This is a genomic window from Salinisphaera sp. PC39, assembly GCF_040361335.1.
In the GTDB taxonomy this organism is placed as follows: domain Bacteria; phylum Pseudomonadota; class Gammaproteobacteria; order Nevskiales; family Salinisphaeraceae; genus APNM01.
Map to the genome: position 1 here is coordinate 1 of NZ_APNM01000021.1, position 15,637 is coordinate 15,637.

General features: G+C 69.6%; 15 protein-coding genes. 6 read left to right on the forward strand and 9 right to left on the reverse strand.

What is annotated here, in order from left to right; all coding sequences use genetic code 11:
* Positions 1 to 736 (reverse strand): S-methyl-5-thioribose-1-phosphate isomerase (locus PC39_RS15535; protein WP_353254327.1); only part of this gene is annotated, 736 nt, incomplete at its 3' end.
* Positions 737 to 834: 98 nt separating this feature from the next.
* Between PC39_RS15535 and PC39_RS15540 the strand changes: the two genes are divergently transcribed.
* Both PC39_RS15540 and PC39_RS15545 read left to right on the forward strand, forming a co-directional pair.
* The gene (locus PC39_RS15540; protein ID WP_353254328.1) at positions 835 to 1,116 is read left to right on the forward strand and encodes a type II toxin-antitoxin system RelE/ParE family toxin; all 282 of its coding nucleotides are present in this window, start codon (positions 835 to 837) and stop codon (positions 1,114 to 1,116) included.
* A gap of 13 nt (positions 1,117 to 1,129) precedes the next feature.
* Positions 1,130 to 1,426, forward strand: coding sequence for a HigA family addiction module antitoxin (locus PC39_RS15545; RefSeq protein ID WP_353254329.1), 297 nt, complete (start codon positions 1,130 to 1,132; stop codon positions 1,424 to 1,426).
* 223 nt (positions 1,427 to 1,649) lie between these two features.
* On the opposite strand, the gene PC39_RS15550 is transcribed toward PC39_RS15545, so the two are convergent.
* Together PC39_RS15550 and PC39_RS15555 are read right to left on the reverse strand one after the other, a co-directional pair.
* The gene (locus tag PC39_RS15550; protein ID WP_353254330.1) at positions 1,650 to 3,011 is read right to left on the reverse strand and encodes a phosphohexomutase domain-containing protein; all 1,362 of its coding nucleotides are present in this window, start codon (positions 3,009 to 3,011) and stop codon (positions 1,650 to 1,652) included.
* 6 nt (positions 3,012 to 3,017) lie between these two features.
* Entirely contained in the window at positions 3,018 to 4,433 is a 1,416-nt protein-coding gene (locus PC39_RS15555; protein ID WP_353254331.1) for a mannose-1-phosphate guanylyltransferase/mannose-6-phosphate isomerase, read from the reverse strand.
* Positions 4,434 to 4,765: 332 nt separating this feature from the next.
* On the opposite strand from PC39_RS15555, the gene PC39_RS15560 reads away from it, so the two are divergent.
* Both PC39_RS15560 and PC39_RS15565 read left to right on the forward strand, forming a co-directional pair.
* Positions 4,766 to 5,890 carry a L,D-transpeptidase Cds6 family protein gene (locus PC39_RS15560; protein ID WP_353254332.1) on the forward strand — a complete coding sequence of 375 codons (1,125 nt, stop codon included), beginning with the start codon at positions 4,766 to 4,768 and terminating at the stop codon, positions 5,888 to 5,890.
* Positions 5,890 to 7,125: a L,D-transpeptidase Cds6 family protein gene (locus PC39_RS15565; RefSeq protein WP_353254333.1), complete on the forward strand. Its 1,236-nt coding sequence runs from the start codon at positions 5,890 to 5,892 to the stop codon at positions 7,123 to 7,125. Before PC39_RS15560 ends, PC39_RS15565 begins: the two co-directional genes overlap by 1 nt.
* Here the strand turns inward: PC39_RS15565 and PC39_RS15570 are convergent.
* Genes PC39_RS15570 through PC39_RS15580 form a run of 3 tightly spaced genes read right to left on the reverse strand, consistent with a single transcriptional unit; the run spans position 7,023 to position 9,282 of the window.
* On the reverse strand, positions 7,023 to 8,018 hold the full coding sequence (locus tag PC39_RS15570; RefSeq protein WP_353254334.1) for a M14 family murein peptide amidase A: 996 nt from the start codon (positions 8,016 to 8,018) through the stop codon (positions 7,023 to 7,025). The genes PC39_RS15565 and PC39_RS15570 overlap by 103 nt on opposite strands.
* Positions 8,015 to 8,656, reverse strand: coding sequence for a thiol:disulfide interchange protein DsbA/DsbL (locus PC39_RS15575; RefSeq protein WP_353254335.1), 642 nt, complete (start codon positions 8,654 to 8,656; stop codon positions 8,015 to 8,017). Before PC39_RS15575 ends, PC39_RS15570 begins: the two co-directional genes overlap by 4 nt.
* The gene (locus PC39_RS15580) at positions 8,653 to 9,282 is read right to left on the reverse strand and encodes a c-type cytochrome (protein WP_353254336.1); all 630 of its coding nucleotides are present in this window, start codon (positions 9,280 to 9,282) and stop codon (positions 8,653 to 8,655) included. Before PC39_RS15580 ends, PC39_RS15575 begins: the two co-directional genes overlap by 4 nt.
* Before the next feature lie 135 nt (positions 9,283 to 9,417).
* Here PC39_RS15580 and yihA point away from each other — a divergent pair, with 135 nt between their 5' ends.
* Both yihA and PC39_RS15590 read left to right on the forward strand, forming a co-directional pair.
* Complete coding sequence (gene yihA / locus PC39_RS15585) at positions 9,418 to 10,032, forward strand: ribosome biogenesis GTP-binding protein YihA/YsxC (RefSeq protein WP_353254337.1); 615 nt, start codon at positions 9,418 to 9,420, stop codon at positions 10,030 to 10,032.
* A 52-nt stretch (positions 10,033 to 10,084) separates the two neighbouring features.
* The gene (locus tag PC39_RS15590) at positions 10,085 to 10,282 is read left to right on the forward strand and encodes a hypothetical protein (protein WP_353254338.1); all 198 of its coding nucleotides are present in this window, start codon (positions 10,085 to 10,087) and stop codon (positions 10,280 to 10,282) included.
* 1,132 nt (positions 10,283 to 11,414) lie between these two features.
* On the opposite strand, the gene polA is transcribed toward PC39_RS15590, so the two are convergent.
* The 3 genes from polA to lptM form a co-directional block, all read right to left on the reverse strand.
* A complete protein-coding gene (polA, locus tag PC39_RS15595) occupies positions 11,415 to 14,087 on the reverse strand; it encodes a DNA polymerase I (protein WP_353254339.1) in 2,673 nt (890 codons plus the stop codon).
* A gap of 175 nt (positions 14,088 to 14,262) precedes the next feature.
* Entirely contained in the window at positions 14,263 to 15,504 is a 1,242-nt protein-coding gene (gene lysA, locus PC39_RS15600) for a diaminopimelate decarboxylase (protein ID WP_353254340.1), read from the reverse strand.
* Complete coding sequence (lptM, locus tag PC39_RS15605) at positions 15,504 to 15,635, reverse strand: LPS translocon maturation chaperone LptM (RefSeq protein ID WP_353254341.1); 132 nt, start codon at positions 15,633 to 15,635, stop codon at positions 15,504 to 15,506. Before lptM ends, lysA begins: the two co-directional genes overlap by 1 nt.
* Positions 15,636 to 15,637: the final 2 nt, after the last annotated feature.

Genomic DNA, 15,637 nt, shown 5'->3' on the forward strand with positions numbered 1-15,637 from the left:
CGATGTTATAGGTGCCGACCTTGTTGGCGACGTCGCCGTTGGCGGCGATGCGATCGGCGCCAACGATCACCTTGTCGACCTCGCCCGCCGCCATCAGCGAGCCCACGGTGCTGTCGGTGATCAGGCGGTAGGGGACGCCGATGCGGCCCAGTTCCCAGGCGGTGAGCCGGCCGCCCTGCAGCAGCGGCCGGGTCTCGCCGACCCAGACCGAGATCCGCTTGCCGCGTTCGTGGGCGCGGCGGATCACGCCCAGGGCCGTGCCCACCCCGGCGGTGGCGAGGCCGCCGGTGTTGCAGTGGGTGAGGATGCGGTCGCCGTCCGCGATCAGCGGCTCGCCGTGGTCGGCGATGGCATCGCACAGGGCCCGGTCCTCGTCGAACACGGCGTAGGCCTCGGCGATCGTGCGCTCGCGCCAGTCGTCGCCGGCCAGGCAGGCCCGCAACCGGTCCATGGCATGGGTCAGGTTGACCGCCGTGGGACGGGCCTCGCGCAGCCGTTCGACGGCCGTTTCCAGCTCGGCCCGGCTATCGCCGGCGGCCGCCCGCCGGGCCACCAGCAGGGCCGCGGCGATGGCGATCATGGGGGCGCCGCGCACGCGCAGGGCACGCACCTGCTCGATCAGGGTGTCAACGTCGTCGCAGGCCAGCCAGCGCTCCTCGCCGGGCAGCAGGGTCTGGTCTAGCAGGGACAGGCGCCCGCTCTCGATTCGCAGGCTGGTGGCGGTCAGGTCGCGCATATGCTCGTATCGATCATGGGACGGGTATTGTCCCGCCAACACCCCGCCATTCTCTATAACGCTGGACGTTATATAACGCGACACGTTATGGTTGGCCGATGATAAAGGATTTCGCCGGCAAGGAGACACGGAAGGTCTGGGACGGTCGGGTATCCACCAAGCTGCCGCGGGACATCCAGGCGGCCGCGCGGCGGAAGCTGCGCATGCTCCACAATGCGCAGAACCTGGACGACCTGCGGATTCCGCCGGCGAATCGGCTGGAGGCACTGAAAGGCCGCCGTAAAGGGCAATACAGCATCCGGATCAACGACCAGTGGCGCATCTGTTTCCGTTGGGACAACGGCGTGGCCCACGGTGTCGAGATCGTGGACTATCACTGAGGGACAGGCCGCCATGAGCGAACGACTGCCGAACATCCACCCGGGCGAGGTGCTCCTGGAGGAGTTCCTGCGGCCCATGGAACTGAGCCAGAACCGCCTGGCCCGGGACATTCACGTGCCGCCGCGGCGCATCAACGAGATCATCCACGGCCAGCGGGCGATCACGGCGGATACCGCGTTACGTCTGGGCCGCTACTTCGGCACCAGCGCCAAGTTCTGGCTGGGGCTGCAGGAAGACTACGAACTCGAGGAGGCGCGCCGTCGTCTCGGCGGGCGTATCGAATCCGAGATCGAGCCGTACGCCGCCTGACGCTAGGACGTAGGCCGGGATAAGCGAAGTGTTCCCGGCACCCCTGGCGATTCGCCGGAAACGGGCCTGGCGGCCTTTATTCCGGCCTACGTCTGGTCCGGATCGCTTACAGCCTGATCAAGAACGACCAAGCTTACGACGCCAGCCGGGTCAAGGCCGCTTGACCCGAGACATAGAATCTCTCCCCCTGGCCAGGGGGAGAGGGGATGAGAAAGAGCGGCGGTTAGCCGCCCCGTGATTGCAGGAAGGCCAACAGCTCGTCGGTCTTGGCCCGCATCAGGGCGGCGTCGCCGCGGGATTCGACATTGAGCCGGACCACGGGCTCGGTGTTGGACTTGCGCAGGTTGAAGCGCCAGTCGCCGAAGTCCAGGGACAGGCCGTCGACGTGCTCGACCGATTCGGCCGCCTTGCCGTAATGGGCCTCGACCGCGGCGAGGGCGGCGTCGGGGTCGGCGATCTCGCGGTTGATCTCGCCGGAGGCCGGGTACTTCGCCACGCGCTCCTCGACCAGCTCGGACAGCGGCTTGCCGGTCTCGCTCATGAGTTGGGCGATCACCAGCCAGGGCAGGTGGCCGTTGTCGCAGTAGGCGAAGTCCTTGAAGTAGTGGTGGGCACTCATCTCGCCGCCGTAGATCGCGTCCTCGGCGCGCATGCGCTCCTTCATGAAGGAATGGCCGGCCTTGGTCTGCACGGGCACGCCGCCGGCCTCGGTGACGATGTCGATGGTGTTCCAGGTCAGGCGCGGATCGTGCACGATCTTGGCGCCCGGGTGCATGGCCAGCAGCATGCGCGCGATCAGGCCGACGATGTAATAGCCCTCGATGAACTCGCCGCGCTCGTCGAACAGGAAGCAACGGTCGAAGTCGCCGTCCCAGGCCAGGCCCAGGTCGGCACCGCTGGCGCGCACCGCGTCGACGGTGGCGGCGCGGTTCTCCGGCAGCAGCGGGTTGGGGATGCCGTTGGGCAGCTCGCCGTCCGGCTCGTAGTTCACCCGCACCACCTCGAACGGCAGGCGCTTCTCCAGCTCTTCCATCACCAGCCCGGCGCAGCCGTTGCCGGGGTTGGCGACGATCTTGAGCGGCTTCATCTTCCCCGGTTCGATCCGCGCCATCAGGAAGTCGATGTAGCCGGGGCGGTGGTCCAGCGACCGGCGCTCGCCGGTACGGCCGGCCGCCGGGTAGCTGCCGTCGTGGACCATCTTTTCGATGTCGAACAGGCCCGAGTCGGCGGAGATCGGGCGCGCCCCCTCGCGCACGAACTTCATGCCGTTGTAATCGCGGGGGTTGTGGCTGGCGGTGACCATGATCCCGCCGTCGGCATCCTCGCTGAAGGTGGCGTAGTAGACCTCCTCGGTGCCGCACAGGCCGATGTCCAGGACGTCCGAGCCGCCCTCGGTCAACCCTTTCGCGAGGGCATCCGCCAGGGCCTCGCTGGACAGCCGCATGTCGCGCCCGACCACGACGCGGCGGGCGTCGAGCTGGGCCGCGAAGGCACGACCGATGCGGTAGGCCATGTCCTCGTCGAGCTCGTCCGGAACGCGCGCGCGGATGTCGTATGCCTTGAAGAAGGGATAATAGCTGCCCATCGGTCGTTATCCTTTGTCGGCGCGTCCGTAGACATCGTCGAGACGCACGATGTCGTCCTCGCCCAGGTAGCCGCCGGACTGGACCTCGATCAGTATCAGGTCGATGTTGCCGGGATTTTCCAGCCGGTGGGTCGTGCCCAGCGGGATGTAGGTCGACTGGTCCTCGGTCAGCAGCATCTCCTCGTCGCCGCGCGTGACCTTGGCCGTACCCTGCACCACCACCCAGTGCTCGGCGCGGTGGTGATGCATCTGCAGCGACAGCCGACCGCCGGGCGAGACGATGATCCGCTTGACCTGGAAACGGTCACCGCTGGCGATGGACTCGTAGCTGCCCCAGGGCCGGTAGACCTTGCGGTGCTCGCTGGCCTCGCTGCGTCCGGCCGCCTCCAGGCGCCGGACCAGGGTCTTGATCTCCTGCTCGCGGCCGCGGTCGGCGACCAGCACGGCATCGGTGGTCTCCACGATCACCTGATCGCGCACCCCGAGCGTGGCGATCAGGCGGCCGTCGCTGTAGACCACGCTGTCGCGCGTGTCCTCGAGCAACACGTCACCGCGGGCGACGTTGCCGTCGGCGTCCGCCGGCAGGACCTCGGCCAGTGCGGACCAACTGCCGAGATCGCTCCAGGTCGCGCTCAGCGGCACGACCGCGGCGTCCCGGGTCTTTTCCATCACGGCGTAGTCGATCGACTCCGAGCGGCAGGCGGCGAACGCCTCGGCGTCCAGGCGCAGGAAGTCGGCGTCGCGCGTCGCCCCCTCGTGGGCCGCCCGCGCCGCCTCCAGGATATCCGGGGCATGGGTCGCCAGCGCCGCCAGGTAGGCACCGGCGGGGAACAGGAACATGCCGCTGTTCCAATAATAGCCGCCCGCATCCAGATAGCTCCGAGCGGTCGCCTCGTCGGGTTTCTCCACGAATGCCTCGATCCGGCAGGTGTCCCCCGCCACCGGCGCGCCGGCACGGATGTAGCCGTAGCCGGTCTCGGGCCGGGTCGGCTCCACGCCGAAAGTCACCAGCAGTCCCTGTGCCGCCGCTTCCCGGCCCGCGGCCACGGCCGTCGCGAAGCGACCGGCATCGCCGATCACGTGATCCGAGGGCAGCACCAGCAGCATGGCGTCGTCGTCCCGCGCCAGGGCCTCGAGCGCGGCGACGGCGACGGCGGGGGCGGTATTGCGGGCGGCGGGCTCCAGGATCACCCGGCCGTCGACGCCGGCGCGGCGCATGTGCTCCGCGATCATGAAGCGATGGGCCTCGCGTCCGACGACCAGCGGATCGCCGACGCCCTCGATCCGGGTCGCCCTCTCGATCGCGCCCTGCAGCAGGCTTTCGCCGTCGGTGACCGCGAGAAACTGCTTGGGCCGGGCTTCGCGGGACAGCGGCCACAGGCGCGTCCCCGATCCGCCGGCCAGAAGAACCGGTACCAGCATCGGCATATCCGTTTTGAGTTGCGCAGATTGTGCGTATTTGTGCCCGAAAAGGCCAATATGCCGCGAGGCGCGGGCAAGCGGGACCGGTTCCCCGGCACGACCCGAGAGCGGGCCTGTAGGAAAATGCAGTCCACGGACGTGCGATTCAGGCCGTTCTCCGCGTGTTCCCCGGCCGTAACCGGCCGCTGCACCATGCGGTCGCCGACGCCGGACGAAGCGGTGCCGCGTGTTATATACTGGCCGGGCTTCGACGACGCGGCGGTGTACGCCCGGGATCGCGTGACGTTCGCGCCGGGGCGCCCGCACCGCAGCCACTTCTTACAAGGGAAGGGATGGACGTGACCCGGTCGCCGCTTACCCGCAGCCAGCGCGCCCTGTTGGCCCTGGCCTGCTCGCTCGCCGTCGCCGCGCCCGCGGCGGCGCAATCCCCGGACGCGATCCAGACGCTGCTGGAGCGGGGGCAATACGACAAGGCCGCGGAGACCAGCGCCGCGTACCTGGAGGATCATCCGGACGCCACCCGGGTCCGTTTCCAGCGCGGTCTCGCCCTGGCCGAGCTCGGTCGCCGCGAGGAGGCGATCGAGGCGTTCGGCGAACTCGCGCGCGCCTATCCACAGGCCCCCGAGCCGGCCAACAACCTCGCCGTGCTCTACGCGCAGCAGGGCGACTACGAGAAGGCCCGGCGCTGGCTCGAGGCGGCAATGGCCACCCATCCCGCCTACGCCACGGCCCACAAGAACCTGGGCGACGTCTATACCGCCCTGGCCGCCGCCGCCTACAGCAAGGCCCTGGACGAACAGGACCGCGCCGACCTGGGCGTGGAACTGGAATACGTGGGCGAGATGGGTGTCGAGCAGGACGACGGCGGCGACGGCACCCGGCTGGCCGCCTCGGACGGCGAGGGCCGCATGCGCTCGGTCCCGGCGCCCGAGCCGGCGCCGGAGCCGGCGCGTCCACCGCAACCCGAGCCGGCGCAGCCGGAGCCCGCCCCACAGCCCGCCTCGGAACCGGCTTCAGAGGATGGGGCTCCGGCCGGCGGCGGCGATGCCGCGACCCCGGCGCCCGCCGCACCGGATGACACCGACGCCGGTGGTGGTCCCGTGGGTCCCACCAGCGGTCGCGCGGGCGAGGTCATGCGCGCGGTGCGCGCCTGGGCCCGGGCCTGGGAAGCGCAGGACGTGGCCGGCTATCTCGACGCCTATGCCGAGAACTTCTACCCCGGCGACGGGCTGACGCTGGCCGAATGGCGCGCCCAGCGCCGGGACCGCGTGGGCTCACCGGCCGACATCGCGATCGAGATCTCCGAGCCGAGCGTGACCTTCCCGGAGCCCGGCCGCGCCGAGGTCGTGTTCCAGCAGGCCTATAGCTCCGAAACCTACAGCGACCGGGTCCGCAAGCGGCTGGTGCTGGAGCGCAAGGACGACGCCTGGCGCATCGTGCGGGAGATCTCCGAATAGTGGCGACGAGCATCGCCTTCCGGTCGCGACGGGCCGCGACCACGCTCGGCCGGGCCGCCGCGATCCTGTCGCTGCTGGCGGCACCCGCCTTCGCCGGCCCGCGCCTGAGCGCGAGCAGCGACGCCCTGCACGCCAACCCCGAGGACCGCCTGATCGCGGCCCTGGCCGACATGCGCCGGGGCGCGTTCGATGCCGCCCTCGACGACCTGGAACAACTGATCTCCCAGGAACCCGATTTCCGGCTCGCGCATTATCTCCAGGGGGAATTGCTACTGGCGCGGGCGGGGCGGCCGCTGGACGTGGCGGTGGCCCGCGGTGACAACGAGCGCAGCCGGGAGCTGGTCGACGAGGCCCTGGCGCGCTGGTCCCACCGCCTGTCGTCGCCTCCCCCCGGCGCCGTGCCCGACGCCGTGCTCCAGCTCGCGCCGCAGTTCGAGCATGTGGTGGTGGTGGACCTGCTCCGGCATCGCCTGTATCTGTGGCGCAACACCGGTCAGCGGCTGGAGCTCGTGGCCGATTTCTACGCCAGCATCGGCCGTGCCGGCGTCGGCAAGGAGAAGGAGGGCGACCTGCGCACGCCGGTGGGCGTCTATCGCGTCACCGAGTACAAGCCCGACAGCGAGCTGCCGGAGCTCTACGGCGACGGCGCCTTCCCCGTGAACTACCCCAACAGCCTGGACCAGATCCGCGGGCGGACCGGCTACGGCATCTGGGTGCACGGCGTCCCCCGCGACACCTACAGCCGGGCGCCGCGCGCCAGCGAGGGTTGCGTGGTGGTGGCCAACGAGGACCTGCAGATGCTGCGCCGCTACCTGCGCCCCGGCCGCACGCCCGTGGTGTTCTCCGACCGGCTGGAATGGCTGACCCCGGACGAGGCCGAGGCGCGGCGCCGGACGCTCATGGCGCGGCTCGACGCCTGGCGTTCGAGCTGGGAAAGCCTGGACACCGGCGCCTACCTGTCCTACTACGCCGATGACTTCATCTCCGCCACCGGCATGGACAAGGACGCGTTCGCGGCCTACAAGCGCGAGGTCAACGCCGACAAGACCCGTATCGACGTCAGCCTGGAGGACGTGAGCATCTACCGCTATCCGGGCGAGGACGACCTGGCCCTGATCAGCTTCCTGCAGCGTTATTCCAGCAACAACTTCCAGGCGGTGTCGCGCAAGCAGCAGTTCTGGCGCAAGGACCCGTCGTCCGGCTGGCAGATCGTGCACGAATCCCGGGTCGAGTAACCCTCGCCGGCGGCGATCCGCTGCGGCGGCTCCTCGCCCGAGGGTCGTTCGTCGGGCGGATTGCGCACGTGCCGGCTCAGCCAGGCCACCAGATCCCGCCACACCGCCGCACTCTCGGCATGGCTGGGCATGATGCCCGCGTGCGGCAGCTCCAGCGTGAGCACCGGAATCCCGCGGTTGAGGCCGGCGAAGTTGCCGAGCGAGCCGGGGTAGGCCCCGAGCCGGTGCAGGTCGAGATACCCCAGGCGGCGCGGCGGCGTCTTGGGCCCGTCGAAGTCGACCACGCCCAGCGGCGCGTGCACCGTGACGATCGCGTCCGGCCGGAACGCCTCGATCTGCGAGAACAGCCACTGGCTCTCGGGTTCCGACAGCGGCGCCTCCCCCGGATAGCGCCGCGGATCGCGACCCGTGCGCTCCACCCAGTATTCCTGCTGGTGCTCGTGCCAGTTGGGCGTCGGGAAATTGCGGTTGAGATCGATGCCGTTGGCGTTGGTGCGCACCGCCGGCCCGGCATTCAGCCCGTCGAGGTTCAGGCCCGGCACGACCCGCCAGTGGAACAACCCCGAGTGGTGGACATCGAGGGTCCGCATCCAGCGGAAGATCACCGAGAACGACGAGTACTCGTCGCCGTGGATACCGCCCAGCAGCAGGACGCGTCCCTGCGGCTCGCGGGGTGCCAGCGGCGGATATTCGCGCATCAGGATGGGCCGGCCCTGGACGGTACGGCCGCCGGCGGGCTCCAGGCCGGCCTCCAGGCAGTCGGCCATGCTCACGCTGCCCAGAACCCCCGCCAGCGCGCGGCAGCCGGCCGCGACCTCCGGTGCCGGCTCGGCGACCGCCACGGACGCGGCCAGCATCAGGCCCAGGACAGCGGGGCCCGGGCGGCGGATCACCGCGCGGTGCGCTCCTGCGCGATCAGGTATTCGGCCACGCCCAGCATGCGCTCCTGACCGCCGGCCATGGGTCCGGAGATCCAGTAGCGGCCGTTCACGCCCAGGCTGGGCACGGACATGACACCGTAGGCGCGCATGAGGGCGTCGGCGCGCTCGACCCGTTCCGCCACCTCGTCGCTGTCGAAGGCGGCATCGAAGGCCTCGCCCTCGACGCCATGCTCGACGAAGAAGGCCCGGATCGCCGCGCGATTCGTCAGGCGGCGGCCGTCTTCATGGATCGCGGCGAAGACCTCGCCGTGCAGCTCGTCGAGCACGCCCAGCCGCTCGGCGGTATAGAACAGCCGGGCGTAGATCGGACCGGGCCCGCCGAAGGTGACCGGCACGCGGCGCACCGTGGTACCGGCCGGCGGCTCCGCGGCCCAGGCCTCGAAAGCCGGCTCGAAGGCACGGCAATGCGGACACGAGTAGAGGAAGAATTCCACGACCTCGACGCTGTCGCCCGCGGCGGTGGGTGCGCGCTCGTCCAGGGCCCGGTAGTGCTCGCCGGGCAGGAAGCGGGCCGGAAACGACCCCTGGCCCAGCGCCGGCGCCGCGACCGCCGCCAGCAGGGCGAGCAGCAGGCCGCGCCGGGCGATCATTCCGTCTCCGCGCCGGACGCCGGCCGCAGGCCGTTCACGAAGCTGGACACGGCCTCGATATCGGCGTCGCTCAGGCCCTCGGCCACCCCGGTCATGATCGCCGCGTGCGCCGTCTCGGGCACGTCGCCGTCGCGATAGGCCTTGAGCCGGCTCGCGACGTACTCGGCGTGCTGGCCCGAGAGGCTGGGATAACCGGCGGCGGCGTTACCCTGCCCGGCCGGACCGTGGCAGCCCGCGCAGGCCGGCACCTCGTCCTCGGCGTCGCCGCCGAAGTAGAGCTTCTGGCCGGCCTCGACCAGGGACTCGTCGGCCACGCCGGGCTTGGGCTGCTGCCGCGCGAAGTACACGGCCAGGTCCTTCATGTCCTGCTCGCTGAGCGCGGCGGCCTGGCCCATCATGATGGCGTTGTCGCGCTGGCCGCTCTTGAAGAGCTGCAGTTGTTGCACGATGTAGCGCGCGTTCTGCCCGGCGAGACTGGGCCACTGGGGATTGCTGCTGTTGCCGTTGGGCCCGTGGCAGGAGGCGCACACCGCGGCCTTCTCCGCGCCGGCCTCGGGATCGCCATCGACCAGCGGCTCCGCGCCGAGGGTACCGGCGGCCGCCATCAGGCCGAGCAGAACAAACATGCGCTGAATCATGTCGCGTTAAACTCCGAGGGTCTGTAATCGGGTCGGCCATTCGCCACCGGCTTGCGGCCGGTGATCCGGCGCACCGTCGCGCGGGCCGTAATCCCATTCATTGTATAACAGGCTGACAGCGCCATGCAGGACGAACAGGCCCGCTCGGGTCGCCCGCTCGCGGGCGCGACATTCATCGCGTCGGCGCCACGCGCCGGCGCCTTCCCCCCGGACGACCGCCCGGAGGTGGCTTTCGCCGGCCGCTCCAACGCCGGCAAGTCGAGCGCCCTCAACACGCTCTGCGGGCAGCGCAAGCTGGCCCGGACCAGCAAGACGCCGGGCCGCACGCAGGCGATCAACTTCTTCGCCGCGGGCGACGGCCGCCTGGTCGATCTGCCCGGCTACGGCTTCGCCCGGGTGCCGCCCAAGGTCCGCGCCGCCTGGCAGGGGCTGGTCGAGGGCTACCTGGCGCGGCGGGCCGGCCTGCGTGGCGTGGTGCTGCTCATGGACGCCCGCCATCCCCTGACGACATTCGACCGCCAGCTCCTCGATTGGGGCGCGGCGCGCTCGCTGCCGTTCCACGTCCTGCTCACCAAGGCCGACAAGCTCGGGCACGGAGCGCGCACCGCCACGCTCCGGGACGTGGCGCGGGCATTGCCGGAACACGGGGTGCAACTATTCTCCGCGACCCATCGCATCGGCCTGGACGAGGCGCGGGCGCGCATCGAGGCCTGGCTCGAAGACAACGATTGTAAATAAGAATAATTCGTATTAACTTTGCCCATGGTCGTTCCGGCAAGAGGAGACAACCATGAGCTACGACATCGAGGCCTGGCTGGGAAAGGACGGCACCCCCCGCCTGCACATCATCGACGCGGATTCGGGCAGTGTCCGCCTGGCCTGGGGCGCCGGCGAGCGCGGCGGCGCGGACCCCGCGCTCAAGGGCCTGTTCCGGGAATTGCTGCTGCTGTCCGCCCTGCAACGGCTGGAGCGTCAGCGCTCGCGCTGACGCTACTACATATCAGATTCCAAAGAGGCCTCTGTATAACGTAGCGAGCGAAGGTAGGTCGGCTGCCGCCGGAGCACAGGAAGCGCAGTGTATGTGCGGGTACATGAGCCCTCTTTCGGAAAGAGGGAGCACCGCCGGCGGGCGAGATACCGAGCGCAGAGGGCCTGCTAACCCTTTCCCCCGTGGGCCGCGTTGCAGTCCAAGATCGTGCCAGACAAGGCGCGTGGCGCCGTGCCTTGGCTGAGTGCCAAGGCCAAGCCACGCAACGCCGGATGGCGCGATTTTGGGCGCAACCCGTTCGCCCCGAGAGGCGGAGCGGGGCCCCGCCGCGCAGCGGGGGGGTGCGACCCTCGGCGGGGCGACCTCCGCCCGTACCGGGGCAAACGTCCGCCCGCCGGCGGTCGCATCCCGGCTTGCGCCGGGACCCCTGCTCCGCGCCTCGTGCGGATGGGACGGCGGCCATTTTCCCGCAATCCTGCGTTGCCGCTCGCTCGCGTATGCCCGCTACGCCACGCTCCCGACGCCTTGTCTTGCGAAAAAATGGCCGCCGGTGCGGCGCACGCGGGAAAGGGTTAGCAGGCCCTTTAAAAAGAAGCCCCGGCGGTCGGGGGAGAACCGCCGGGGCAACGTTTCCGGTCTTGGGGGGAACCGGATGGTTACCGCTCAGGGAGAACAAGCGGGCAAGCGCTTGGCTTGCGTCATGTCAGACCGTGGCCGCCGGCGTTTGTTCCCGCCCGAATCGAAAAATTTTTTCCTATGATTTCATGTCCTTGCGCTGCGACGCGCAAAGAAAAGCCCCGGCGGTCGGGGGAGAACCGCCGGGGCACGTTTCCGGTCTTGGGGGAACCGGATTGTCGTTACCGCTCAGGGAGAAAAGCGGGTAAGCAGCGCTTACGTTTGGTATGACAGGCGTGTCCGGGGGGAGTTCCATGCCCGCGAAAAAAATTTTCGCGGGCATGAAAATCGGCGCTAGTGTCCCGTCTCATGAGTTTCTTGTCGCATGAGCGCGAGTCATCGGCGTGTCCGGTAAGGCGCCAAGCCGAGTCGTAGCAGGGACTGCGGCGAGGCTTGGCAACGCCGCCAGGCGCGGCGAGGGCCGCGCGCAATGCAAGGTACCCTGTGAGACGGGATACTAGTGGGCCTCCTGCCAGTTGTCGCCGATGCCGGCCTCGGCGATCAGCGGCACGTCCAGACTGGCGACCCCGCACATGCGCTCGGCGATGTCGCCCGCCAGGCTCTCGGCCTCGGCCGCCGGCACCTCGAAGATCAGTTCGTCGTGGACCTGCATGATCATGCGGGCGCTTTCCGGCAGCCAGCCGGCCAATTCGATCATTGCCTTCTTGATCAGGTCCGCGGCGGTGCCCTGCAGCGGGGCGTTGATCGCGGTGCGCTCGGCGTAGGAGCGGCGCTGATAGTTACGGGACTGGATTTCGGGCAGGTACAGCCGGCGCCCGAACAGGGTCTCGACGTAGCCCTGCTCGTGGGCCAGCCGGCGGGTATCGTCCATGAAGCGCCGCACCCCGGAGAAACGCTCGAAGAAGCGCTCGATGTAGGCTTCGGCCTCCTCCCGCGGGATGCCGAGCTGGCGGCCCAGGCCGAAGGCGGACATGCCGTACATGAGACCGAAGTTGATGGCCTTGGCCGCGCGCCGCTGGTCGGCCGTGACGTCGTCCAGCGGCGTGTCGAAGACCTCGGCCGCGGTCGCGCGATGGATGTCGCGGCCGGCGGCGAAGGCGTCGATCAGGCCGGGATCGCCGGACAGGTGCGCCATGATCCGCAGCTCGATCTGGGAGTAGTCCACCGCCAGCAGCCGGCAGCCTTCCGGGGCGACGAAGGCCTCGCGGATGCGGCGCCCGGCGGCGGTGCGCACGGGGATGTTCTGGAGGTTGGGATCGGACGAGGACAGGCGGCCGGTCGCCGCCACCGCCTGCTGGTAGGAGGTGTGCACACGGCCCGTGTCCGGGTTGACCATGCCGGGCAGCTTGTCGGCGTAGGTCGAACGCAGCTTGGCCATCTCCCGCCACTCCAGTATCAGGCGCGGCAGGGGATGGCGGTCGGCGAGCTCGGCGAGCACGTCCTCGGCGGTGGACGGCGCCCCCTTGGGGGTCTTGCGCAGCACCGGCAGTTCCAGCCGGGTGAACAGGATCTCCTGGAGCTGGTTGGGCGAGCCCAGGTTGAAGGGCCCGCCGGCCTCCTCGTAGGCGGATTTCTGCAGCTCGGCCATGCCCTCGCCCAGCTCGCGGCTGATGCGGCCGAGCAACTCGGTGTCGATGCGCACGCCGGTGCGCTCCATCCCGGCCAGCACCGGCATCAACGGCATCTCGATGTCGTGGAACAGGGCCTTGAGCGGCGCGTCGGCCGCCAGCCGCGGATACAGCACGTGGTGGAGCTGCAGCGTGATGTCCGCGTCCTCGGCGGCGTAGGGCACGGCCTCGTCCAGGCCCACCTGATTGAAGGTGATCTGCTTGGCGCCCTTGCCCGCCACGTCCTCGAACTTGATGGTGCCGCGATCGAGGTACTGCAGGGCCAGCGAGTCCATGTCGTGGCGCGAGGCGGTGCTGTTGAGCACGTACGACTCCAGCATGGTGTCGTAGTCGCAGCCCTTGAGCTCGATGCCGTGGCGCGCCAGTACGTTGAGGTCGTACTTGAGGTGCTGGCCGACCTTGGGGCGCTCGGGGTCCTCCAGGATCGGCCGCAGCGCGTCCAGGACCTCGTCGCGCGGCAGCTGGTCCGGCGCGCCGGGATAATCGTGCGCCACCGGCACGTACCAGGCCTCGCCCGCCGCGACCGCGAACGACAGCCCCACGAGGTTGGCGCGCATCGCCTCCAGGCTGTCGGTCTCGGTGTCCACGCAGATCAGCCCGGCGTCGCGCAGCTTCGCCAGCATGGCATCGAAGGCGTCGCGGTCGAGCACGGCGCGGTAGTCGGCGTTGTCGCGCTGGGCGTCGGCCTGCTCGCGGTCGATCTCGCGCAGCCAGTTCTGGAACTCGAAGCGGCGGTAAAGCTCGCGCAGGGCCTCGGTATCCGCCTCGCCGCGGTCGAGATCGGGCAGGCCCAGGTCCAGTTCCAGCCCGCAGCGGATGGTGGCCAGGTCCTTGTACAGCGGCAGTTGATCCAGGGTGTCGCGCAGGTACTCGCCCACCTTGCCGCCGATCTCGTCGGCGTGGTCGATCACGCCCTCCAGGTCGCCGTAGGCCTGCAGCCACTTGGCGGCGGTCTTGGGCCCGACCTTGGACACGCCCGGGATGTTGTCGCTGTTGTCGCCGACCAGGGCCAGGTAGTCGGGCACGCGTTCCGGCTCGACGCCGAACTTCTCCAGGACCCGCGCGGCGTCGGTGCGCTTGTCCTGCATGGTGTCCAGCAGCGCGACGCGGTCGTCCACGAGCTGGGCCATGTCCTTGTCGCCGGTGACGATCAGCACCGGCTCCTTCGCGCGGCGCGCGAGGGTGCCGATGACATCGTCGGCCTCCACGCCCTCCATCTGCACGAACGGCAGCCCCAGCGCCTTGACGATGTCGCGGATGCCCGCGAACTGGGCGGACAGCTCCTCGGGCACCGGCGGCCGGTTGGCCTTGTAGTCCGCGAACAGGTCATGGCGGAAGGTCTTGCCGCGGGCGTCGAAGATCACGGCGATGCGCTCGGGCTCGTACTCGCGCAGGAGCTTGCGCAGCATGTTGGCCATGCCGTAGATCGCCCCGGTGGGCTCGCCGGCGCTGTTCGACAACGGCGGCAGGGCGTGAAACGCCCTATAGAGCCACGACGACCCGTCGACCAGGATCAGCGGCTTTGCATTCTCGTCGCTCATAGAAGGAAGACTAACCACAGAGTCACAGGGATCACAGAGTGACAAGACTGGAATCCAAACCACAGAGACACTGAGGCACAGGGGGTTCGAAAAGGACAAACAACACTTTGTGCCTCTGTGCCTCTGTGGTTAATGGCTTCTTCCCTCCGTGTTCTCTGTGACTCTGTGGTTCATATCAAATACGTCGTTCGCCGCGCATCAGGTCGGCCAGGGTCTCGCGGGCCCGGACCTCGTGCGCGGCGGTGCCGTCCACCATGACCTCGGGCGGGCGCGGCCGGCTGTTGTAGTTGGAGGCCATCACGAAACCGTAGGCCCCCGCCGAGCGCACCGCCAGCAGGTCGCCCTCGGCCAGGGCCAGGTCGCGGTCGCGGCCGAGGAAGTCGCCGGTCTCGCACACCGGCCCGACCACGTCCCAGACCCGCGTCTCGCCGCCGGCGTCGCGCACCGGCACGATCGCCTGCCAGGCGTCGTACAGGGCCGGCCGCAGCAGGTCGTTCATGGCCGCGTCCACGATCGCGAAGTTCTTGTACGGCCCCGGCTTGAGCAGTTCCACTCGGGTCAACAGCACGCCGGCGTTACCCACGATCACGCGGCCGGGCTCGACCACCAGCTCCAGGTCGCGGTCGGCGACCAGCGTCCGGATCGCGCGCGCGTAGTCGGCCGGCGCCGGCGGGGTCTCGTCGCGGTAGGGAATGCCCAGGCCGCCGCCCACGTCCAGGTGGCGTATCCGGATGCCGCGCTCGGCGAGGCGGTCCACCAGCGCCAGCACCCGCGTCACCGCGTCTTCGAAGGGGCTGGTGCTGGTGAGCTGGGACCCGATGTGGCAGTCGACCCCGACCACCTCGAGATTGGGATACTCGTGGGCCTCGGCGTAGACCGCCTCGGCGCGCGCGATGTCGATGCCGAACTTGTTGTCCTTGAGGCCGGTGGCGATGTAGGGGTGGGTCTTCGCGTCGACGTCGGGATTCACCCGCAGCGACACCGGCGCTTTCCGGCCCAGCCGTTCGGCGACCGCGTCCAGGTGCGCCAGTTCGCGCTCGGATTCCACGTTGAAGCAACGGATGCCGACTTCGAGCGCCCGCGCCATCTCGTCGGCGCGCTTGCCCACCCCCGAGAACACCACCTTGCCGGGATCGCCGCCGGCGGCGAGGACCCGCTCCAACTCGCCCACCGAAACGATGTCGAAGCCGGCACCCAGGTCGGCCAGCAACCCGAGCACGCCCAGGTTGCTGTTGGCCTTGACCGCGTAGCAGATCAGGTGCGGCTGCGGCGCCAGGGCCTCACGGAACACCTGGAAATGCCGGCGGATGGTGGCCGCCGAGTACACGTAACACGGCGTGCCGAAACGGGCGGCGATGTCGGCCAGCGGCACGTCCTCGGCATGCAGGTCCGGCCCCCGGTAGCGGAAATGGTCCATCAGGCGCCGTCCCCGTCCTGTTGCGCCGGCCGTTCCTCGTCGGGCAGGTACAGCGGTCCCTTCTGGCCGCAGCCCGCGGCCGCGGTCAGCACACAGGCGAGCAGCGCCCAGCACGCGGCCCGTCGCATCATCG